This window comes from Leptospira alstonii serovar Sichuan str. 79601 (genome assembly GCF_000347175.1).
GTDB classification, from domain to species: Bacteria; Spirochaetota; Leptospiria; order Leptospirales; family Leptospiraceae; genus Leptospira; species Leptospira alstonii.
On the sequence record NZ_ANIK01000122.1, the window covers coordinates 1 to 22,648 of the forward strand.

At 42.1% G+C, this 22,648-nt stretch carries 21 protein-coding genes; 8 read left to right on the plus strand and 13 right to left on the minus strand.

Annotated elements, in window-relative coordinates:
• The first annotated feature begins 165 nt into the window (after positions 1-165).
• Positions 166-1,632, plus strand: coding sequence for an NADP-dependent isocitrate dehydrogenase (locus LEP1GSC194_RS20010; protein WP_020775317.1), 1,467 nt, complete (start codon positions 166-168; stop codon positions 1,630-1,632).
• Between the two features lie 18 nt (positions 1,633-1,650).
• Here the strand turns inward: LEP1GSC194_RS20010 and LEP1GSC194_RS20015 are convergent, their stop codons facing one another.
• From LEP1GSC194_RS20015 to LEP1GSC194_RS20025, 3 genes are all read right to left on the minus strand, one after another.
• Positions 1,651-2,040 carry a response regulator gene (locus tag LEP1GSC194_RS20015; protein ID WP_036043900.1) on the minus strand — a complete coding sequence of 130 codons (390 nt, stop codon included), beginning with the start codon at positions 2,038-2,040 and terminating at the stop codon, positions 1,651-1,653.
• 6 nt (positions 2,041-2,046) lie between these two features.
• The gene (locus LEP1GSC194_RS20020; protein WP_036043915.1) at positions 2,047-3,579 is read right to left on the minus strand and encodes a sensor histidine kinase; all 1,533 of its coding nucleotides are present in this window, start codon (positions 3,577-3,579) and stop codon (positions 2,047-2,049) included.
• Between the two features lie 434 nt (positions 3,580-4,013).
• The gene (locus tag LEP1GSC194_RS20025) at positions 4,014-4,247 is read right to left on the minus strand and encodes a ferredoxin (RefSeq protein ID WP_017808849.1); all 234 of its coding nucleotides are present in this window, start codon (positions 4,245-4,247) and stop codon (positions 4,014-4,016) included.
• An 86-nt stretch (positions 4,248-4,333) separates the two neighbouring features.
• Here LEP1GSC194_RS20025 and LEP1GSC194_RS20030 point away from each other — a divergent pair, with 86 nt between their 5' ends.
• From LEP1GSC194_RS20030 to LEP1GSC194_RS20045, 4 genes are all read left to right on the plus strand, one after another.
• Entirely contained in the window at positions 4,334-4,903 is a 570-nt protein-coding gene (locus tag LEP1GSC194_RS20030) for a hypothetical protein (protein WP_020775326.1), read from the plus strand.
• Complete coding sequence (locus LEP1GSC194_RS20035; protein WP_020775312.1) at positions 4,900-6,456, plus strand: FAD-dependent oxidoreductase; 1,557 nt, start codon at positions 4,900-4,902, stop codon at positions 6,454-6,456. The genes LEP1GSC194_RS20030 and LEP1GSC194_RS20035 overlap by 4 nt, the downstream gene beginning before the upstream one ends.
• Before the next feature lie 374 nt (positions 6,457-6,830).
• Positions 6,831-7,073, plus strand: a complete 243-nt coding sequence (locus tag LEP1GSC194_RS20040) for a DUF2905 domain-containing protein (protein ID WP_020775299.1) — start codon at positions 6,831-6,833, stop codon at positions 7,071-7,073.
• Positions 7,070-8,260 (plus strand): pyridoxal phosphate-dependent aminotransferase, encoded by a 1,191-nt coding sequence (locus LEP1GSC194_RS20045; RefSeq protein ID WP_020775336.1) that lies wholly within the window; start codon positions 7,070-7,072, stop codon positions 8,258-8,260. Before LEP1GSC194_RS20040 ends, LEP1GSC194_RS20045 begins: the two co-directional genes overlap by 4 nt.
• Before the next feature lie 22 nt (positions 8,261-8,282).
• On the opposite strand, the gene LEP1GSC194_RS20050 is transcribed toward LEP1GSC194_RS20045, so the two are convergent.
• The 9 genes from LEP1GSC194_RS20050 to LEP1GSC194_RS20090 all read right to left on the minus strand — a co-directional run bounded on the left by LEP1GSC194_RS20050 (position 8,283) and on the right by LEP1GSC194_RS20090 (position 16,411).
• Entirely contained in the window at positions 8,283-9,290 is a 1,008-nt protein-coding gene (locus tag LEP1GSC194_RS20050; RefSeq protein ID WP_020775311.1) for a M14 family zinc carboxypeptidase, read from the minus strand.
• Positions 9,291-9,292: 2 nt separating this feature from the next.
• Positions 9,293-9,727 (minus strand): LA_2478/LA_2722/LA_4182 family protein, encoded by a 435-nt coding sequence (locus LEP1GSC194_RS20055; protein ID WP_020775328.1) that lies wholly within the window; start codon positions 9,725-9,727, stop codon positions 9,293-9,295.
• Positions 9,728-9,738: 11 nt separating this feature from the next.
• Positions 9,739-10,467: an OmpA/MotB family protein gene (locus tag LEP1GSC194_RS20060; RefSeq protein ID WP_020775331.1), complete on the minus strand. Its 729-nt coding sequence runs from the start codon at positions 10,465-10,467 to the stop codon at positions 9,739-9,741.
• On the minus strand, positions 10,464-11,114 hold the full coding sequence (locus tag LEP1GSC194_RS20065; protein ID WP_020775305.1) for an FFLEELY motif protein: 651 nt from the start codon (positions 11,112-11,114) through the stop codon (positions 10,464-10,466). Before LEP1GSC194_RS20065 ends, LEP1GSC194_RS20060 begins: the two co-directional genes overlap by 4 nt.
• A complete protein-coding gene (locus LEP1GSC194_RS20070; RefSeq protein WP_020775322.1) occupies positions 11,111-12,361 on the minus strand; it encodes an LIC13341 family surface-exposed protein in 1,251 nt (416 codons plus the stop codon). The genes LEP1GSC194_RS20065 and LEP1GSC194_RS20070 overlap by 4 nt, the downstream gene beginning before the upstream one ends.
• Before the next feature lie 56 nt (positions 12,362-12,417).
• Positions 12,418-13,254, minus strand: a complete 837-nt coding sequence (locus tag LEP1GSC194_RS20075) for a DUF455 family protein (protein ID WP_017809223.1) — start codon at positions 13,252-13,254, stop codon at positions 12,418-12,420.
• Between the two features lie 3 nt (positions 13,255-13,257).
• Entirely contained in the window at positions 13,258-13,845 is a 588-nt protein-coding gene (locus tag LEP1GSC194_RS20080) for an ATP-binding protein (RefSeq protein ID WP_036043903.1), read from the minus strand.
• 71 nt (positions 13,846-13,916) lie between these two features.
• The gene (gltX, locus tag LEP1GSC194_RS20085) at positions 13,917-15,482 is read right to left on the minus strand and encodes a glutamate--tRNA ligase (protein WP_020775319.1); all 1,566 of its coding nucleotides are present in this window, start codon (positions 15,480-15,482) and stop codon (positions 13,917-13,919) included.
• Entirely contained in the window at positions 15,479-16,411 is a 933-nt protein-coding gene (locus LEP1GSC194_RS20090) for an LIC_13346 family putative lipoprotein (protein ID WP_036043905.1), read from the minus strand. Before LEP1GSC194_RS20090 ends, gltX begins: the two co-directional genes overlap by 4 nt.
• A gap of 203 nt (positions 16,412-16,614) precedes the next feature.
• Here LEP1GSC194_RS20090 and LEP1GSC194_RS20100 point away from each other — a divergent pair, with 203 nt between their 5' ends.
• Both LEP1GSC194_RS20100 and LEP1GSC194_RS20105 read left to right on the plus strand, forming a co-directional pair.
• A complete protein-coding gene (locus tag LEP1GSC194_RS20100; RefSeq protein WP_020775332.1) occupies positions 16,615-18,003 on the plus strand; it encodes a DNA gyrase subunit A in 1,389 nt (462 codons plus the stop codon).
• Positions 18,000-20,135 carry a toprim domain-containing protein gene (locus LEP1GSC194_RS20105; RefSeq protein ID WP_020775310.1) on the plus strand — a complete coding sequence of 712 codons (2,136 nt, stop codon included), beginning with the start codon at positions 18,000-18,002 and terminating at the stop codon, positions 20,133-20,135. Before LEP1GSC194_RS20100 ends, LEP1GSC194_RS20105 begins: the two co-directional genes overlap by 4 nt.
• Positions 20,136-20,258: 123 nt before the next feature.
• Here LEP1GSC194_RS20105 and LEP1GSC194_RS20110 read toward each other — a convergent pair whose 3' ends face one another.
• Positions 20,259-21,605 carry a flavin monoamine oxidase family protein gene (locus LEP1GSC194_RS20110; protein ID WP_017810319.1) on the minus strand — a complete coding sequence of 449 codons (1,347 nt, stop codon included), beginning with the start codon at positions 21,603-21,605 and terminating at the stop codon, positions 20,259-20,261.
• Positions 21,606-22,077: 472 nt separating this feature from the next.
• On the opposite strand from LEP1GSC194_RS20110, the gene LEP1GSC194_RS20115 reads away from it, so the two are divergent.
• Positions 22,078-22,647, plus strand: coding sequence for an LIC13354 family exoprotein (locus tag LEP1GSC194_RS20115; RefSeq protein WP_017810318.1), 570 nt, complete (start codon positions 22,078-22,080; stop codon positions 22,645-22,647).
• Position 22,648 lies beyond the last annotated feature (1 nt).

The following is a 22,648-nucleotide window of genomic DNA, read 5'->3' on the forward strand; positions in this document are numbered from 1 at the left end:
CAATCTGCCATCGGCCTTCTTGACTCCGTCGAATCAAGAATATCACACTTCGAGCTGTCTTACGTCCAAGAATCATACTAATCTATGGATCGCGTTTCAGGACGCTCAATAAGAGAATTGACCTCTTTCTCCGCTCTTGTTCCGATAGAATATTAGGAGACGAGAATGTCCGAAAAAACAAAAATCGCAATCGCATATGGAGACGGAATCGGTCCCGAGATCATGGACGCGACTCTCAAAATTTTGAATGCGGCCGGAGCCAAGGTCGATCCGATCGAAATCGAAATCGGGGAAAAAGTTTATAAAGAAGGACATTCTTCCGGAATCAAACCGGAGGCCTGGGACATTCTCAGACAAACCAAAGTATTTTTAAAAGCTCCCATCACGACTCCGCAAGGAGGAGGTTATAAAAGTTTAAACGTTACGGTCAGAACGACCCTCGGATTATTCGCCAACGTTAGACCCTGCTTCTCTCTTTATCCGTATGTGGAAACCAAACATCCCTCTCTCGACATCGTCATCATCCGCGAAAACGAGGAAGACCTTTACACCGGAATCGAACACAGGCAAACCAACGATACGGTTCAATGTCTCAAACTGATTTCCCGTCCAGGATCGGAAAAAATCATTCGTTACGCTTTCGAATATGCAAGAGCTTACGGAAGAAAAAAAGTAACGGCGATGGTTAAGGACAATATCATGAAACAGACCGACGGTTTGTTCCATGATATCTTCAAAGAAGTCGCCAAAGAATATCCGGACCTCGAATCGAACTCACAGATCATTGATATCGGAGCCGCAAATCTTGCGGACAAACCTCAAAACTTCGACGTAGTGGTTACCTTGAACTTATACGGAGATATCATTTCCGATATCGTCGCACAAATCGCCGGATCGGTCGGTATGGCCGGTTCTTCCAATATCGGAGAAATCGTTTCCATGTTTGAAGCGATCCACGGTTCGGCTCCAGACATCTCGGGAAAGAACGTCGCAAATCCATCCGGTTTACTCAACGCCGCAGTGATGATGCTCGTTCATATCGGACAACCGGATATCGCGGCAAAAATCAACAACGCTTGGCTCTTAACCGTCGAAGAAGGAATCCACACCGGAGATATTTTTAAACCCGGAGTAAGCAGAATCAAGGTCGGAACCAAGGAATTTGCGGAGGCTGTAATCGGAAACCTGGGGCATCTTCCCGAAAAATTCAAACCCGTCTCTTTCGGTAAGGCAAAGAAAATTATAATTCCTGAATATAAGAGAATTGTCCAAAAGAAAGAGCTTGTCGGTGTCGACGTTTTTCTGGATTGGATCGGAAACGATCCGAATGAACTCGGAAACAAACTCAAATCCATTTCGAACGATCTGATGTTAAAAATCATTACGAACCGAGGAGTAAAAGTTTTTCCGGACGGACAACCGGAAACGTTTTTGATCGACCACTGGAGATGTAGATTCGTCGGCAAGAACGCCCTGATTAAACAGGAAGATCCTTCGTATCATCCGATCTCTCACAAGCAAATTGCGGAACTTCTCTTAAAACTGGACTCAGCCGGTTTTGATACCGTAAAAACGGAAAACCTCTATTACTTTGACGGAAAAAGAGCATTCTCCTTAGGACAAGGAGAATGAATAAACGCCCCGACTAACTTACGTTAGTTCGCTATAAAGTTTCTGAATATGTTCCTGGGTGAGGGGTTTGGAAAGATAACCTTTTACTTCGGGAAAAGAATTCGCTTTTACGATATCTCTTTCGTCTACGGAAGAACTTACCATAAAAATTGTAATCTTCTTTGCGAGAGCGTCTTGGATCTTTTTAAACTCGTCTAAAAATTGCCAGCCATCCATAAAAGGCATGTTGATATCGAGCAAGATCGCATCGGGCAATTCTTCCCGCTCGGAACTCAAGGTTTGAAGCTGCCGAAGAGCCAATTCCCCATCCTGGAAATCCCGTAGTTTCGTGACTCTACCGTCCTTTTCCAAGAATCGCTTTGCAATCATGATATAGATGGAATCGTCATCGACTAACCAGAAGTTCATATTATGTTATTCAAAGTCATTATACTTATTAAAATTGATGATGAAAGATGTACCTTTACCGGGAGAACTTTCAACCGTTATTTCGCCGCCCAGAGACTCTATTTGATTTTTCGTCATAAACAATCCTATCCCTTGTCCTTCTTTTTCTCTATGGAACGTTTTGTTCATTTTAAAGATTTGGTGACCGTATTTTCGAAGATCGATCCCCAAACCGTTATCGCGTACAACTAAAAAGACTTTTTTATCTTCGACAAATGAGACGAAAGAAATTTCCGATTTTCGGTTCGGATCGGAGTATTTTAAAGCATTGCTTAATAAATTTAATAAGATACTTTCTAAGTATATTTTTGGATAAAGAATTTCCGGCACCTCGGCAAATTCCGTTCGAATTTCAACGTTCACCTCTTTAATCTGAGCTGAAAGAAGATTTTGTACCTTATTAAAAACGTCTTTAAAAAGAACCGCCTGTTTATCCACGTTCTTATTTTTGCGAATTTTGATCACTTCCACGATATCGTTCAACGTGGTCATCAAGTCCTTTACGCTCGTTTCCAAGGATTCGAGAAGTTGTTCCTTGTCCGTAGCGTCTTTTTCACTCAACATAGTCGTAAGTGTAAAAATATTTCCGATCGGTGCGCGCAAATTATGAGAAACGATCTGATTGAATTCTTCCAATTGAGAATTTCTTTCCGTTAAGTGATTGCTCAGAGCTTGCAACGTCTCATTCTTTTCGATTAAAGTCGAAAGCATATTTTTACGATCGGTGATATCCTGAATCTGAGAGATGAAAAATAAAGGTTTCTTTTGGGAATCTCTTACAAGGGACACGATCAATAAAATCCATATCGTACTGCCGTTTTTATGAAAATATCTTTTCTCCATTCTATAACTATCTCTTTTACCTTCCAACGTTTCCCGTAAAAGACTTAAATCGACCGTAAGGTCGTCCGGATGAGTTATATCTTGAAACGTAAGTTTTAAAATCTCGTTCCTCGAGTAGCCGATTATATCTAAAAGACTTGAATTTACTTCCAGCCACTTCCCTTCCAAAGAAACAAGGGCCATACCGATACCCGAATAATAAAACGCGTTGAAGAACTTTTCTTCCGAAAGTCGAATTTCATCCAGGGCCTGCTTTTTTTCCGTCTCATTGAAAATCGCATTGAGTTCTACATATTCCCTAGAACTGCTGAAAAGAGCGATTACAATCCCTTTATCGTCCCGAATCGACTGTGTAATCGTTTGCAGCCAAACATACTTCCCATCCTTTCTGAGAAATTGATATTCTACGTGTTCGATTTTTCTCTCTTCCAAGATCGGTTTATGGGAATTTGCAAAAATTCTTTTCTTATCGAGTGGGTTAAAATAATCGTACGGATTTTTACCGATCAATTCTTCCGGTTGATAACCTAACATGGAAGTTACGGAAGGGCTGACATAAAGAAAAATCCCGTCCGGATTGTGAAAACAAATCAACTCGGGACTTTTTTCTATTAGGAATTTATAAAAATCGGCCGACTGGAAATCAAATTCACTCAAAGTGCTCACCATTGGTTTTCCTAAAAATAGGCCCTATTTTATAAAAGACAATCTATTACGAAACTGAAACGTCGATTTTTAGGTTTTTATTTACAACACATCCCAAAATTTAATTACACTTTATCGGAAAGATTAAACCGGCTAACGACATTATGTTTCGATCCATAGAAAGAAACATTGAGTTTTTTGCTTCGCGGCTTATGTTTGTCTCGCTCTCCACGGATCGTTCAACAGGCTCTTACATTTGAACCGCAAATTTTTAATGAGAATTTCCTAAGAACGCGGGAACGAATCAACAGCAGAGTCGTTGGTTTATAAGCCTTTAACGAAAAGTTTCTTTGGATAAAAAAAGGAGGGAAATCGAAGATTTTCTTAAAGATCAAGAATGAATATTCTTGCCGAACTTGAAAATAAAATCCTACAAGTTTTTAAATTTACTCTCCATCGTCTCCGAGGGCTTCAATAGGACAAATCTCCATGGCTTTTTTTGCCGCGATTTCTTCTTCCGGAGTAGCAGGTTGTCTATGAAAGTAAACTTTGGATTCGTCGTCCGTATATTTGAGAAGCATAGGAGCTTCTTCCATACAATCGTTACAAGGAACGCAGCTATTATCGATATAGTATTTTCCAGGCGCGTTCTGTTTGACCTTATCGTTTTTGTCAGCCATGTTTTATAAAGTTTATTGAACGATTGTTTCGTCAACCGCTTTTCAGAATTGACATCCATTCCGATCCAAGCATACTCACCGAAGTTATGAGCTTATGGACGGAAAAAATATCGAGACGAAAGTTATTCGGCTTCGGCCTTGGAGGATTGTTTAGTATCGGCATAGGCGCATTCTTTTTGAGTCGCTCTAAAAACCGATCCTTTGCCAAGACCTTATTCTTTTCCGCATCCGAAATTGAATTCTTATCGGCTTACTCTCAAACGCTTTTGCCCCAGGAACCCGGTTTTCCGGATCTTGAAAAAGCGGAAGTGATACGCAGATTGGACGAAGAGTTTTTCTTTGTGGACCCGAGTATCTCCGATGATTTCAAATCCCTCATTCTAATTTTGGAATATCTTCCTTTGGTTACGGGTTATTGGAGTCGTTTTTCCAAACTCGACGAAAAGGATCGAAAGAATTTTTTACATTCGTTGGAATCCACCGAATCCGATACGATCCGAGCTGCATTAGCAAATCTTAAATTACCGATCTTTCTGGTTTACTACGGACACGAATCTTCCTTCAAAGCGATTTCGTACGACGGACCTTTTGGAAATCCTCCCGAAAAATTAAGCGAATCAAGAATCTATTATAAAAAAATCCTGGGGGAATCATGAGCGGACGCGTTTACGAATGGAAAAATCTAGGAAATTCCAGAACCGTTAAAGCAGACGTAGTCATCGTAGGAACCGGGTGCGGCGGTGCGACGCTTGCTCACGAACTTTCCAAAAACGGCAAGAAGGTAATAATGATCGAAGAAGGCGGTTACTATCACACCGGAACTTTCGACAATCACGAACTCAACATGGCCGGAAAAGTTTCAGCGGAAAGAAACATGGCTACGGATGCAACAGGAACGATCAATCTCGTTTATGGAAAAAACGTAGGCGGCGCTTCGGTTCATTATTGGGCCGATAGTTACAGAACTCCGGACGACAGACTCAATCTTTGGAAAGAAGAGTACGGAGTTCACGGTCATTCTCCCGAAGATCTAAATCCTCATTGGAAAGAATTGGATGAAACGTTAAACGTTCATCCCGCTAAAGAAGAATATCATAATAAGATGAATCAGCTTGTGAGAACGGCCTGCAAGTCTCTCGGCTGGGAAGGCAATCCGGTTCCGCAAGCGAGAAAGAACTGTCAGAAATCCGGCCATTGTATGCAAGGATGTATGTACGGAGCCAAACAAAGTCAATTGGTTACTCATATTCCGAGAGCGATGGCTTTAGGAACGGACATCTACGCGGACTGCAAAGCGATTCGTTTGGAACTCAAAGGCGACAAGGTGGAATTTTTAGAGGGGGTCATGATCGATCGTCCTTCCGGAAAAGAATCCGGAATTACCTTAAGATTCGAGGCGCCCGTTTTTGCGATCGCGGCCGGTGGTTTCGGAAGTTCCACTTTCTTGCTGAGAAACGGATGGAAGAAAAAACTTCCCGCTCTCGGAGAACATCTCGCGATCAATCCGTCTCCGTTCGTACACGCGTTCTATGACGAACCGATCATACAATGGAGAAACATTCCATCCGCGTTCGGAGTGGAGGAATTTCGTTTGGCCCGTTTTAAAGAAAACGGAAGTTATATCGAAGGCGGATTCTTAATCATGGCAAATCAACTTCAACCCGGAAGTCTCGCCGCGTTGATCCCCGGCTTCGGAGTTGAACACAGGGAAATCATGAAACAACTTCCACACGTCGGCGGAACGATCGGATGGATCGACGACGTTCCTTCGGAACTCGGAAATATTTCGGTAAGTTCCTCGGGCAAACGTACGGTGACGTATAACTTCGGAAAGTTGACGAAAGAGTTTTTGAAGGATTGTATCCGTAAACAGGTTCGATTGAATTTTAGAGCTGGGGCCAAATGGATTCTTTTACCCGATCTCAAACGAACAAAAATCCTTTCCGAAAAAGAAACGGATAAGATAGATCGACTCGAACTCAGTCCCGCTTCGATGATGATGGCCGCTCCTCATCCCGCGGGCGGATGTAGAATGGGACAAGACCCTTCCAGGTCGGTCGTGGATTGGAAACACAAAGTTCACGGATTAAAAAATTTATACGTTTCCGATTCCAGCGTATTTCCAACCGGAGTTTCGGTGGATCCGAGTTATACGATTATGGCATTCAGTAAACAAGCCGCAAAATTCATTCTCGAAGATTCGGAATGAAAAAATTACTTTTATGTTTTGTTCTTCCATTCGCATTCAATTCTGCAAGTTTACATTTTTATTTATTAAATCGAAAGAGTGTTTGGGCGAATCGCTCGCGAATTTCATAGCGAACTGGCTCGCGACCGCGCTTAAACTCAATGTTGCTGCCTGCGGTCGCAACATAATGCTCTAATCAACAAATTGATAGATCGCTCTAAAAACGAAATTTTTTCGTTATTCCAATTTGTTGATTCCGCTTCAATCGCTTTCGCATTTGTTATACCGAACTCACGTTAAGAAAATATCAGTAAAACTGAATTTATCCGAATGAGTTTAATAAGCCCGATTGCTCCTTGACTCAAGAGCGGAAATCGTTAAAATCGAAATTGTCCATGGAAAATTTTGCCAAACCGTTTTTGATTTTAGGCGTTTTGTTTTTGTTAGTCGGCCTTTTTATTCTTTACGGAAATAAAATTCCTTTCTTGAATAATTATTTAGGAAAACTTCCGGGTGATATTCGTATCGAAAGGGAAAACTTTCGATTCTACTTTCCCTTGGCTACTTCCATCTTAGTCAGCGTCCTTATTTCCCTGATTCTTTTTTTGATTCAAAAGTTTAAAAACGGTTCCCCGTGAAAGAAACGTTTTCTTTCAGTTCCCGCTTTTCGTTTCAGGAAGGAGAAAACGAATTCGCCGAAATCTTATCCGAATATAAGAAAAATCAAATCCGTTATTTCGACCTCACGGTTTCCAACCCGACTCAAGCGGGTTTCCAATATCCGGCGGAAGCGATCCGACACGGTTTTGGAACCGCGGATCTGATTACCTATCATCCCGATCCTCGCGGAAATTTCGAAGCTCGAAAAAAAATCCAAGAATACTATGGCTCGAAAGGATTGGAGATCGATCCGGACGATTTATTTTTAACTTCCTCTTCTTCGGAAGCGTATTCGTATTTGTTTAAATTGTTTTGCGATCCGGGCGATTCGATCTTGATTCCCTCGCCAGGTTATCCATTGTTCGAATTTCTTTCCGTGATGGAAGGACTACAAACCGTTTCTTATTTTACGAAAAAGAAAAACGGCTGGAAATTAAAAGAATCGGATCTGAACCGGAAGGATTTATCGAAGTGCAAATTGATTTTAGTCGTCAGTCCGAACAATCCCACGGGTTCCGTCTTAAACGAATCCGATTTTAATTCCTTAAAAAATACTTTAAAAAATCATAATTTACCGTTGATCATAGACGAAGTTTTTTCCGACTACGTATACGGAGAAGAATCTCATAAGACTTTGATCGATTCGGAGATACCGGTCATCAACGTAAACGGACTGTCCAAAATGCTCGGCCTTCCGGGAATGAAACTTTCTTGGATTTTACTCAGCGGACCGAAGTTTTGGAAACAAAAGGCGAAGGAATATCTGGAACTCATATCCGATACTTATCTTTCGGTGAACACTCCCGTTCAAACCGTCCTTTCCGATCTTTTACAATGGAGGAATTTAATCCAATCCCAAATCACCAAACGGATTCAAAGAAATCTTTCTTTTTTAAAACGAACTCTGAGCGATACAAACGTCTCTAAAACGATTCGATGCGACTTTCCCAACGCAGGTTGGTACTGTGTTTTAGAAAGTGGGATTTTTTTTCCGGAAGAGGAATTCTCACTTCGTTTATTAAAGGAAAAAAAAATATATGTTCATCCCGGAGAAATGTTCGGTTTTCCGGACGAAAAAAACATAGGAAGAATCGTTCTGAGTCTTTTAACGCCAACGGAAACTTTCGAGTTTGGTATCGAAGAAATCCTCCGACAACCGTTCTGAAATTTTCGTTTCACAAAGTTTTCTAAGGATGCACAGAATTGCGTTCCCAGTCTTTCGGTTTGGTTAGACCAAGACGAACGAAATCTCTCAAAAAACTTCTATATCTGGTCACGGTTTCAATTTTGTTAAACGAAGCCGGATTGAAAATTCCCCGCTTACGGAACAACTTCGAAGGATCTTCCTGAATGTCGGACCATGTTCCCACTTCCAAGGTCAGAGGAAGCAACTTTGAAGTCCAATGCGAGAAACGTTTATCGTGATAATCTCTATACTGATCGTATAACCGGTCCCAAAGATCTCCGTGTGTGGTGTAGGTTTCACTTTGCGGCCCGTATTGAAAGTGAATATGACCGCAATGATGTTTTAGATGTTCCTCGATTTTTTGATACAAAGACGTATCCGGGCAAGGAGCCTTCGTATAAGCATAAGGCCACCAAACGTTATCGACGGTTCCGAAACCGGAATGCAGATCTACAACGGGAATGATAACGTCTTTCACTTCAAAAAAGGACTCTTGAACGAGACGGAACAACGCCCTCGATTCCGGTTCCAATCCTTTTCCCCGAAAGTAAGGTAGACGTCCGGAAATTTTTTGACCGCCGAAAAAGGGAAGAGGTTTTACCGCTTCCCTTCCCGAGTTCCTCATCAGATCCACACCCGCCGGATTGGACCTTTGTTTCAGAGCGACGCCGCCAGGATTCAAAATCGGTAATACAATAATTCCTAATTTACTTTTTTTTAATTCCGGAATATATCCGGTCGACTCTGGATGCAGAATATATTCCAAAAAATCTAGAAGAATCAAAATGCCGATCGTCTCGAGTCCGTGAACTCCGGCTACGATTCCGACGGGATGTTCTTTGAGGCCCTTTTCCGTTCCGATTTTCAACGCGTGAATCGGAAATCGAAATCCCTCCGAGGTTTTTCTGGAAAATCCGATCTGAGCAAAGGACGCAAGTTTGCCTCCCAATTTTAAAATTTTCAAAATTCTCTTATCGTATCGATTGAGCCTTTTCAGACCGCGTAACATATTCAATTCCGATTTTGTTTGGATTGGATCGCCTGAAGTCGACTACAGTCTTCGGAAAGTTTTAAAACGCCTTTTTGAATCTTTTCGCAAGTTTCGGAAGCGACAATTTGGAAACAACCCCTGACCGCTTTTTTAATCGTTTCCGGATTTTCGTTTGCCAATAAGTATGCGTTCGACCTACGAAACTTCTCGGCGCAATAAGCGGGATTCAACCTTTCCCGAACCAAAGTTTTGGAAGAGTCCTTCAAATGCGAGAAAGATCCTTCCCCACAAGTCGCGAGCTTTTGGCAATACGCGGAAACGAGCTCGGAAGATTCTTCCCTCCATAAATCGTCTTGAATCCCTTGTGATACGGAAATCTTTTTACAAAAAAATAAATTCAAAAAAAAGAATATTCCAAAAATGAAAAATGAAATTCTCAACGTATTTCGTCTCATGAATTCTCCGATCAATGTTCCGTATTTTTACGGATAAAAATTTCCACCCTTTCGCCGGACGCCTTTCCTTCGGGTGTCGCCGCGGACGATTGTACTGGTTTATACGAACTGGAAGCCTCGATGGAAATTTTTTCCTTGGGAATTTTGTAATTTTTAGACAACGAATCGGCGATCAGTTCGGCACGATATGCATTGTATTCCCAAACGTTTCTAAAACCTTTTTGAGCGGCTTCGTTTCCGTAGGGGATTTGAACTTTAAGAATAATATCCACATCCATCGCCGAAGATAATTCCGAAATTTTCTGAAAGGCAAAAATCATTTCCTCGTCCGGTTGGAATCTACCTTCTCCCAAAGAGGAGCCGAAAAGTACGATTTTGATTTCTTCGGTTTCCTGAATTCCGATATTGAGTTTGGCTTTTTCTTTCAGTTTCTTTAAAGCATAACTAACGCGTTCCCAAAAACGGTAAAGTTGAGTTCTGGGCTGCAGTAGCGGATCCTCTTCTAGAGTAATCGCACTTCCTTGAAAGAAAGATTCTCCCAAACCGAAACCGCCTCGGATCACGTCGGCGACTTGTTTAAGTTTTGTCTGATCCACTTGAGAAATCGAATACATGATGATGAACAAACCCAGAAGCAGAGTGATCATATCCGCGTATGTCAAAAGCCAACGCTCTCGATTCTCGTGAGATTCATCCTTACGATGTCCTCTTTCCAGAAGTTGTCTGCGAAGTCTGCTCACGCTTCTTTCCGATTTTCTCCGAGTAAAGAATGAATGTATTCCGTTTCTTTCTTTTTCACTTCTTCATAAAAAGAATTGAATATACTCGAAGATACGGAAAGAGTTGCATTATAACCTTCTTCGACGCTTTTAAATAAAGCGGACACTCCGAGAAGAGAAGCCATAAATCGAGCGGGTTTGATTAAGAATGCGCTAATCGGTTTATGAGCCAATTCGTAAAAAACTTTTAGATTTTGTAGAACGATTTCCAACTGCCTCATCCGTTCTTTGTAATAACCCATTTGACCGTAGTAAAGATCGTATTCCTCTCTGCTTAGTCGTTTACCGTCCCAACCGGAATCCACCAGATGTTTGGCGAAAATCGTATCTAGCTCTTCCGTAAGATTGTTGAGTTCGATGAGATATTCTATGTTCTCCCGCGAAGTCTCTTTCATCATACCTTTTACTTTTTGGTAAGTGTCCATCGCAAGGTGGAGCCAGAGTTCTCTTCCTTCTAAGTTATAGATTTTTTCGAAAAAGTATTCGACCATCGGAATCGTTTCTTCCAGATGAAAATAGTTCGCGTAAAAAACCCGAAACCGTTCGACCTGCGCTCGAACGACTTCCACCCTTGCCGCTTTTAGTTTTTTACCGGCGAGATCGCTCATTCTTGTTTAGAAACCAATTCCAATTTGTAAGAAACAAAACCTTGTTGATCTGTTTGTTTTTGAATCGAGCCGAATTGATTCGGGAGATTGACGACTTCTCTTCCCATACGAGTCGAAGAACGGAATAAAACGTTCGGAATTCCGTCCTTATCCGGAGTTAAAGAAAATCGAATTCCGTATTTATGATTTCTTCCCCAGCCCTCTTTCGTAATTTCAACAAGAGGAACGGTGGAATTGATATATTGGCCCGCGGAGGAAAACACACTCGAACCGGGGGAATAAAATCTCTGTCCTTCTTTGCTCGTATCAATGTTTACCTTTCCTCCGTCGGGAAACGAAAGTGAAAGATAAGTCACACCCGCATAGGAACCTCGATTTTTAAACCATAGGACCGCTTCGCCCGTAACTCCCTTTTTCCATTCTTTGGGTGCTTCCAAAGAAAGAAGCGACGGGACCGCAACCCTCGGTATATCGGGAACCATCTCCCAACCGTTAAAGATAAAATTTTGCGCGTAACTACGGTTAGACGGAAAAATCGTAATGTTTTTTTCGGTTTTATTGTAATCGAAATCGATCCGTTTGGACTTTATTAGAAATTCGTGATCCTTTAAAGATAGAAGGCCGTCGAAAATCTTTTGACCCTTACGAATCGCGTACGGCACCGAAAAAAGTCCCAGAGGGGGTTCTTCGCTCAACACTTCCAAAAAAAGGGAATTGAATCCGTCTCCGGGAAGTTCCTCCATTAGAATTCTCTTAACTACGAAACCGGCTTCCTTTTTTTCCGAATCGGATTCTCCGGGAAGCCAAGAAGATTTGGAAACGTCGTAGTGAAGCGGACCGATGTTCAGTAGGGAAAAGGAGAATTTTCCGAGTAAGGACCATTCGCCCCCTTGTTTTTTAAAAACCCCAAGAACTTCTTCCGTTCCGTTCCGAACCAATGCGAAGGATTCGAGTTCCGGATCCTCGTCCAAGTTCCCCACTTTTTTCAATAAGACGTCCGGATTCTTTTTATCCGCTGATGAAAACAAAAGTTCGACGATCCGAGAATCGGAAGGGATCTTCGATGAACAACCGACAGATAAAAAAACGAGCAGGGCGTGCGCTAAAAAGAGCGGAACTTGACATGCGGAATACACGGCTTTGAATTTTCGACACATTACAGTCTTGTAATTGAAAATTTGAGTTTTGACGGAAACCGCAAACGAAACGGTAAGAATTTTCCTAAAAAAAAATGAAAATGGGTTCATGGTTCGATTACAGAATTCGGGAGCGAAAAAAGCCTGTCTATGATTTTCCTAATCTCTTAACTGAGATCCAAAACCTCTTTTAAAATTCGAGAATTTACTCTTCCGGTGTACTCGTCTTCGTATCTTTCCAATTTCGTTACAAATTCCTCCGAAAATCCCGCCTGAATTCTCGTTTCCGGAAAGTAATGATATCCTTTGGCTCTCCTAGGAGTGAACGGAAACTCGATCAAAGAAAGATAATAATCCCATTCGTCCCCCGAATCCGGAATTCTTTTTTTGATATAATGATAGCCCCTACGCACGTGTTTGATCTCGTCCTCGTAGACGGCCTTCATGATTCCGGCTTTTTCCAAATCGCCGAAACGTTCAAAGGCCATCGTATAAATTTTTGAAAAATCAAGATTGGCTCCTTCGAAAGAGATCGCCATGATAGCGTAAAATTTTTCGAGAGTTTGCATCCTCGGAACCTGTTTCCAAAAGATGGAATTGAGAGGCCTATCTCCGAGTTCCATTCCGCCTTTTTTCATTTCGGAAAGATACAATCTCAAATGAGTCTGCTCCTCCAAAAGAGTTCTGTACAACCCGAATCGAACGGAAGAAGCCGCGTCTTGAAATTTAAGAATGGCCCAGGCAAAAAGTTCGATCGCCATCAACTCGTGATTGGCAAAATGATGCAGAGTGATGAAACGATTTTCTTCGTTAAACAATTGTTCCAGTCTCGGAATTTTACTCTTTTGTTCGGAGGTCCGAATTTTTTTCTCGCGAACCGGCAAGGAAGGTATATTCAAAAAATCGAAAGAACGAATATCGATCGGTGGAACGGAAGGTGAAAATAATTTATCTTCGAGACCGGGACCGAAAAGCACCTTTTTGGCGAACTCGTTTAAGGTCATGTTTTATACGAGATGTTTGGAAGAGTCGAAACCGAGTTCGATAATGGATCCTTGAATGTTTTTCTCGTTGGGGTCGGAAGAAATTCGGCCCTCTCCGCAATGATACATGATTTTAAAAGTATCCATCAACGACTGAATGATCTGAAGTCCTCTCCCTACGTTTCGGTGTGGAACCCGAACTCCCTTCCAAGGAAGAATCTCGCATTTTTTTTCTTGGTGTCGTTTGACGCAGTTCAAATATTCGTCAAGGTTGGTTACCCGAATATCGGCGGGGAGTGCTTCCAACTTTTTCGATTTGAGTCCGGAACCGTAATCCACAATCCACATCGTAAACTTACAGTCTTTGATCATCCAACGGCAGATGATCGTCTCGTCGGAACCCACTTTGACATTAGCCGAAATCGAGTTTGTAAGCGCTTCGTCAGCCGCCAGTTCGATATTGAAGATGTCTTTTTCTAAAAAAGAATTTTCTAAAAGCGAACTCCTCAAAGCGCATCGAAGTTCCTTGATACTGGTTAAATCGGTGGGAAGAAACATAACGTAAGATCCCTCGTTATGCCTTACTAGCAATGATTCGTTGGAATCTCTCATCTCTGTTCCCGTGCGCCTCCCAAATTAACAAACTAAAAGCGGACGATTTGAACGAAAATACGTCGGATTTTTCAACTCGGCAACGAAATTACCGCTTCTCCGGCGGTTTTTTCAATTCTCTGAAGGAGCTTTTCCTTCCCCAAAAGCGGAAATAGAATCGGCAACTCCAATCCGGCGGACTTTCCGGTAGTCGCCGCACGAATCGGCATATAGAGAGTTTTTCCTTTCTGCCCGGTAATTTCTCCGACCTTGGACATTAAGTTCTTGTAATCCTCATCGGTCTTCGGATCGGAATTCTTCAGCATTCCGTAAAATTCCTTTACTACTTTGGGACCGTCCCCGTCCTTTAAAAATCCTGCCGCTTCCTGAGATTGAATTTTTAGGTCCGTAACAAAAAATTCCGCGATATAATCCGGAGCCTGAGTCAGCTTATCCAAATAAACCCTTACAGATTCGACGATGGAAATCAGAACAGGGTTGCTGATATTTTTAACGTCGGCAGGAATATCGTTTCTGTCTTTGAGAAAAGGAAGCAGATTTTCTAATACTTTCGATATATCCAAATCTCTGATGGTTCGATTGGACAACCAATTGAGTTTGGATTTCGGATTCATCGCCTCTGCGATTTGCGTCAGATCCGAAACGTTAGTCACAACCTCCTCGTCTCCGCCTTTCGGTTTTTTGAATACGTCAAAAGTGGAAGGCGATTTGGAACAACGATGTACGTCGAAAATTCTTTCGAGTTCGTCTCCGGGAAGGAATTCCCGTCCGTCGGCAGAAGTCCATCCGAGCAAGGCCATATAATTGCGGAACGTTTCCGGAAGATATCCCAAGTCTCTAAACGCGAGAATGGAAGTGGCTCCCGCTCTTTTAGAAAGTTTTTTTCCGTCCATTCCCACAATCTCGGACGCGTGTGCAAATTCGGGAACCTCGTAACCGAGCGCCTCGTACAATAAGATCTGTCTCGGTGTGTTGGAAAGATGACCCACTCCTCGAATGACGTGTGTGATTTTCATCAGTGCGTCGTCCACGACAACCGCGTAGTTGTAAGAAGGAAAACCGTCCGACTTAACGATGATAAAATCGCCAATCAACTTGGTTTCGAATTTTACTTTTCCTTGAATGATATCGTTGACGATGAGAGTTTTAGAAGGAGTTTTGAATCGAACCGAATAAGGAATGCCTTGTTTGATTTTTTCCTCCACTTCTTCGTCGGACATGTTCGCGTGTAGTCCGTCGTAAACGTACGGAACTCCCATCGCTTCGGATTGTTTTTTCTTTGCCTCTAATTCTTCTTGAGTACAAAAACAACGGTAGGCTTTTTTTTCCTTCAGAAGTTTTTCGGTGTATTCCTTATAAATGTTCAGACGTTGACTCTGAATGTAAGGACCGAATTCTCCCCCGGCTTCGGGACCCTCGTCCCAATGGACTCCCAACCATTGCAAAGATTCTAATATGATTTTAAAGGAATCTTCGGTGGATCTGTTTTGATCCGTGTCTTCGATTCTTAAGATGAACTTTCCGCCCTGAGACTTTGCGTATAAATAATTGAAAAGAGCGGTCCTCGCCCCGCCTACGTGTAAAAATCCGCTGGGAGACGGTGCAAATCTGGTTCGAACTTCTCTGATTTGATTCATGGGGATTGGTTCTTCTCGTTGGAAATTCTTATGATAGGATAATTTTTGAAATTAGCCGTTGTGGTAAATGGTTTATTTGCGATAAGATCGTAAAATGAAACGGATTTTTTAACTTCACTCTTCCTCAAAGTCGTTAGGTCGATTTCGGAAGGGAAATCCAAACAATAGTATTCCGTGTAAACTTCCGTTTTTCGCAGCGGAAGAACCGGAATAGTTCCCGTTAATCCGATCGCGCGCGGATATTCGAGTGAGTCGTAATCGTAATCTCTGGACGAGGTGACGGTTCCGTTTGCGGAAACGAATTCGGTCTGCATAATCTTAACTAAAATTCCTCTCGGACCGTGTTTCCATTGGAGTGTTCCGATTCCGGGAACCGTTCGGGTTTCTTCCGTTTCTCTCAGTCCGCCTTCATCGCTTAGGATGAATTCTTTTTTTACATCCTCGAAAACTTCTTTCTTCGGTTCCAGATTGGGAACTTCGGGTAAGAATTTTATCGAAGAAGTTTCAAGTCGTTTGGTTACGAACTTGGGAATGAATTCGATCTTTCGATGATCCTTCGGGTTTCGCGTCATCGTTCCGATCCATTCCGAAACCTCGAAGAGAATTTTTTCCGGCTGCTCGTTCTTTCCGGACAATTCCAAGTATTTTAGATTTCCTTGAATCATTTCGTCCCTTCCGGATTGAGATTTCAAAAGGACGTAACGAGCTTGAAAGCTGGAGGATTCGTAATACCGAGAAACAAAGGGAGAAGAAATAAAGAAAATTTGAGACGCGTAATTTTCGGAAAGCGGTTTTGAACCCTTCCATAAAACCTCTTGAATACTTAAGCATCGAAACAAAAAGAAACAAACTCCAAAAATGAAAATTGGAATTTTAAAATTCTCTAAATGGATCGAAAACGATTGTAAACGTCTGAAAACAGTTTTCATTGAATTGTAGATCTTGATTTTTCGAAAAATCCGCAAGGGAAAAATCCAAAAATGAAACTTTCTTTACAAAAACCGGGGGTCTGATATGCAAAAGTGACGAAAGCGAATTGTTCCAATATTCGCTTCGAAAACACTGTATTAAATCCGGTCAATTTTTTACAATTGACAGGATAGTCTTGTAGAATTTCGTTGGCCAAAACCGTATGAAGAATTCCAATCCACCAAAATCAAAAGAGTCGTTCCCAAAACGTCCTTTTGAAGATCAAGTCAATGACGACCAGAGAAAATATTCGCGTTATGTATGCGATTCCCGGGCAATTCCGCACGAAATCGACGGTCTGAAACCCGTTCAAAGGAGAATTCTCTGGGCCATGTGGAACTCGGACGCAAGAAACCGTTATACAAAAACCGTAAAAGTTGCCGGGCTCGCGATGGGATATCATCCGCACGGGGATAAATCCATTCAGGACGCGCTTTCACAAATGGCTCAGGATTTTACCTTTGCCAACAACATACCGCTCGTTTCCGGAGAAGGAACCTTCGGTGACGTTTTGGATCCGAGCGCGATCGCCTCTCCTCGTTACACAGAAGTAAAACTATCCGACTTTGCAAAAGATTTGGGATTCTTTGAAAGTTTACCGGATATCGATTACGTTAAGAATTACGACGAGACCGAAGAAGAACCGATTCACTTTGTCGGAAAAGTTCCGATCGTTCTTCTCAATAACATTCAAGGAATCGCGACCGGATTTCGTTGTTTTATTCCGGGCCATAGACTTGCGGACATTGTTAAGTCTCAGATCAATTATCTCAAAACCAAAAAACCTCTTCCTCTGAAACCTTGGTACAAGGATTTCAAAGGCGAAGTCAAGATGGCGGAGACGGAAGCGGGAAACATTACGATGTCCACCACCTTCGCTTTTAAATGGGAAGGAGATATTCTTTATCTCACCGATTCTCCGATGAACTGGAACCGCGAAAAAGTGGTTTCTTTGTTGGATGATATTCTGGAAAGAAAGGATTCCTGGTTAAAGGATTACGTGGATTATTCAAGTCAGACGTTTAGAGTCGAACTTCAATACAAGAAAGGTGAAAAACCGAGCCAAAAAGAAATCATGGCCCTTTTCAACAAAGAAGACGTTCAAACTCTTGCGATGAACGTCATTACCTACGACGGTAGATTGAAGAATTTTAAACCGGAAGAAATCATCAAACGATTCTGCGACTTCCGCAAAACACATCTTATTCGAAGATTCAAACGTCTCGCCGGTTTGGAAGAAGAAAAGATAGAAAGAAACTCGGAATTGATTCGTTTTATCAAAGAAAAATGGAACGAAAAAGTAATCGGGATCAAATCCAAAAAGGACTTTGAAGACAAACTCAAAACTTCCAAGTTCAAATACTTCGAATGGTTGTCCACGATTCCGGTTTACAGAATGACGATCGACGAAGTCAGAAAATGCGAAGAAGCGATCGTAGAAGCAAAAACGACTCTGGCTCGTTATCAAGGTTTGGTCAAAGAAGATAAAAAACTGACCGACTATATGATTACCGAGTTGGACGAACTTCAAAACAAATGGGATAAAGTATGAGCGCCGATAAGACAAAAGTAAAAGAAAAATCATCCCAAGAAAGAAATTTTAAAAAGTTATCCAACGTAGAACACGTTCGTATGAGAACGGGTATGTGGTTGGGACAAAACTCCGCTTCCACATTCGAACAACATTTTTTCCGTAAGAACAACGAATCGAAATACGAAATCGTTCACGAGGAACTCGAGGACGTTCCCGCAAAACTAAAATGTCTCGACGAAGCTTGTATGAACGCGGTGGACGAATACCGCAAAAATCAAAAGGACAAAACGATTCCTGAAAAGGATAAGATGTCCAAATTGATCATTCAACTTTCGTCGGATCGTAAATGTGTTACGATCGCGGATAACGGACGTGGAATTCCAGCGGCCAACGCGGAAGGGGTTTATCTCCATTTGATGTATGGGGAAAATTTCGACGATCACGTAAAACAAGATCACGTCGCCGGTCAAAACGGAGTCGGGATTTCTCTTGTGAGAATGGTTTCCAACTACTTCAAAGTGAAAACCGTCAACAACGGAAATTCCTTTAAAAAACTATTCACCGTTCACGACGACGTTAAAAAACAAATCCGTTCTTACAAACTTTCCAAAGAAGATACGGACCGAGTGTTTTTGTACTTCGACGAACACGGAAAGTTTACCGATTGTAATCTTCTCACAAAGGACCAGATCGAAAAGCTGACTCCTCTATTAAAAAAAACGAATATGTTGGAGCTGATCGAAAAGGCTTCCAAAGACGATCACGGAACCACGGTCGAGTTCGAACTCAATCCTAAGTATTTCAATAATCTGGATATTACGTTCAACGTGGATCTGATGAAACAATATCTGCAAGACATCGCGATGACCAATCCGGGCTTGGAAGTTCAATTCGTCTTCAAAGGTAAAAAAGATAAATATAAATTCAAGAAAGGTCTCGATGAGATTTTTTCACATTCGGATCTCGTTTATTACAAGATGGATTATACCGCTCCGGGCTCGGCTTCTCAACTTCATTTGGAAACGTATCTCGTAATCGGACAGAACAAAAACCTAACTTGGGTGAACTCCATCTTTGCTCCGCAAGGCGGGTCCGCGATCGAATATCTGGAAAACAGAATCTGCGACGAGGTCCGTAAAAAAAGTCAGATCGTTGCACTCGAAAAAAAACTCAAAACCAGTTCGACTCGAAACGACGTGAGAAACTGTTTTCACATGTATGTGAACGCGAGACTTTTGAATCCTCGTTTTAAATCTCAGGATAAGTCATATCTCATCAACGATCTAAACGAAGAAATCCGTAACGCGGTCGATAAACATCTCGAAAAGTTTATCAAAAAAACCGGGCTCCTGGAAGAAATCAAACTTCAGATGGAAAAACGGACTCAGCTCAAAGCTTTTGAAGACGCTCAAAAAGGTCTTAAAAAAGCGAGCCGTATGAACATTCCGAAACTCATGCCTCCGACCGGAAAACCGGGCGATCCCGGAAGAGTGTTGTTCGTTGCGGAAGGGGATTCGGCAATTGCCGGTCTTCGTCCCGCAAGAAATCCAAAACTACACGGACTCTTTCCTCTGAGAGGAAAACCCTTGAACTGCAAGGGTTTGAGCATCGCAAAGGCGATCGCAAACGAAGAATTAAAAAACATCGTAGCCATCGTCGGACTTCCTTTGGATCAAAAAGTAAAGACGATCGAAGAATTGAACTACGAAAAAATCAGCATCATCACCGATGCGGACTTTGACGGGTACGCGATCCGTTCCTTGATGCTTTCCTTCTTTTACGAATATTGGCCCGAACTTTTCGAACTCGGTTTTATTCATATCTCGAGCGCTCCCCTTTACGAAGTGGACGTGAAGTTCGGCGATAAGAAAAAAGAAACCATGTTCTGCATCGACGATAAGGATTACGAAGATCTTATCAAACGTGTGGAAAAGGGCGGCGGGGAAATCACCCGCAAAAAACGGAACAAAGGACTTGGAGAAACCGGTAAGGAAGCGATGAAGTTTGCAGTCGACGAGTGTATGACCAAGATTACGATCGGAAACAAAAAAGACGCTTCTAAGATCCAGAACCTCTGGTTCCATAAGGACTTTGCGGAACAAAGAAGAGACGCGATTTCCGAATACGCGATGAGCGTGATCGAAGACTGATTTTTAATCGCCGCTTTCAATAAGAAAATAAGAATATTCTAATTCTATTTCGTAAAAAAGGGCTTATGCCCTTTTTATTTTTGTCGAAGTTCCGACCGATTCATTTTACCCAGCCGATCCGCTTCAAATCTGATTGACCGCGCGAATCGCGGAAGCTAACGCTCCTTCCACGGTTCCGTTGGTTTCCGCCGTATGTTCACCGGCAAAAAATATACGATCCATCGGTTTGAGCAACGAGATGATCGATCCGTAACTTCCAGGCGGAAAAGTCGCGATACCGGTAGGAACATACTTGGATTGAGAAATTTCACTACTTTGAATTCTAAGAACCTGCAACTCTTTATTTTGTCCCAAAGATTCCAGTGCAAGACGGATGTATTCCACCTTCATCGAGTCGGTCGAAGAAGCTAAAACGTCGTATCGATCTCCGGTGGAAATCATTCCGAGAATTTTATCTTCCGAGTTTGCTTTCGTTCCGGCGTCGTAGATAAAACCGGCGACGGAATCCGAATAAGCCGAGAAATTTTCCCGTGTCCAAGGTGTTTCCCGAAGCATTAAAAAAGCCTTATATATTCTGGAATATCGGATTCGTAGCGCGGATAATTTCTTTTCCTTGTCCAATTCCGGATCCCACCGAATCGACGTTAGTTGATTTGCGGGCAGGGTGGAAATACAAGCGTTCCCTTCTATCTTTTTTCCGGAGGCCGTAGTCACGGTTACTTTACCTTCTCCTTGAAAAACGGAAACGACCGGATCGGAAAAAACGACCTCCGTGTTTTCCAAAGATTGAACGAGCGCCTTCGGTAGGGCTTCCATTCCGCCTTCCACTCGAGTATTGTATTTAGGAAAGTTAACGAGATCGGACAAAACTTTTTGCGCGGACAAGGAACGGAGTGAATCTCCATAATATAAGGAATATTTAAAATTCAGAAGGTTTAAATCCTCCGGTGTCATTCCTTGATAGATTAAGAAGTTATAAAAACTGATTCTATCCAATTCCTGTTGTTGAGAAGAATTGATCTTCGAATTCATCTGAACGAGTTTATTTAAGATTTCCTGAGACTTGGGAGATATCTCCCAGGTTCCGAATTTACGATAAGTTCCGAAAAACAAATCGGACTGAACCTCGAAGTCGGTCGTTTTTAGACCCAATTCTCGGATTAAACTTTTTGCGGTTCTATGTTCGGTTTGAATCCATTCGGCGCCCAGATCCAAAAAATTTCCGCTTGCATCGGCTACCGTTCGGATCCTTCCTCCCAATCGGTCGGTCGCTTCGACGAGTTGAACCTTGATCCCCGTTTTACCCAAAAGATAAGAAGCGTACAAACCGGAAATTCCGCCTCCCAACACGATTACGGTTTTGCGCGGTGATGAAGTCCCTTGAGCGCGTAATTTTATTCCAGGAAGACCGGAGATACCCGCTGCGGTCAAAATTCCAAGTTTGATAAATTCCGATCTGCTTAGTTTCATTTGATTATCCGATTTGAATTTGTAAAAGTCGTTCCTTTCTTTATTTTCGGTTAAAACTCTTTTTTAAAGAAAGATTTTAAACGGACTTTCTTGAAATCCGTCCCAATCATTTCTTAGAAAAACTCTTGCCCGCAAAAGATTCCTATTTTCATTTGTCCATAAGCTTTCAGGGAGGAAGTTGGGTGAAATTCCCACGCTGACCCGCAACTGTGAATTCGATTCTGAACATAGATTCGAACAGCCAGATCTTCCCCGCGAACAACGTCCTCGAGGTAGGGACAGTTCGAAACTCGCCTCTGCATATTTCATGCGTCCGCGATGGGGTCCCGAAAGACGAAACGTCGGGGGACCCGAGTGGAAAATTTAACTTTTACAATCCATTCGTTTGGATCGGATTCTAAATCGAATTCGTATATTCTAAATTTAGAATCTTTGTCTGCCCCGACAAAGAAAAATTTTTAGAGGTAACAACATGAAACGTACAACGTATTGGAAACTTTTAGCGACAACCTTCCTGATTTTTGGAATGATCAATTGTGCCGGAACGAAAGAAGAAAAAAACGACGAAATCGCAGGCCTATTAGCGATCGTTAATGCTACAAATCTACAAATCTCCGGAGCTTGGACCTATTATAACGGAACTTCTTCTTATTCCGGTGACGCATTTAATACACCCGGTACGGTAAAAAGCGGAGACCTTATCGTTACCAACGCTTATTTTAAACAAACTTCCGTTGAAGGATCGGGTTCAATCTACGAAGCAGACATATTGGAATACGACAATACGAAACAAGTTCTTTACGTAAAGTTTATCGCCCATCCTTTTGGAGGCGCGGGAAAATATTCCGCCTACTATTGGACGCTTTACTCGGATAATAAATTTTATATCTGTAACGACATTGCGGGTAATAAAAACTCTCTTGCAGAAATCAAAGAAAGTATACAAAGAAACGATAAAACGAATATGAACAGTGGTTGTTATACCAATAACACATTCACACCTGGAACTGGATTTATTTGGTTCCGAATGGAAGCGAAGTAAA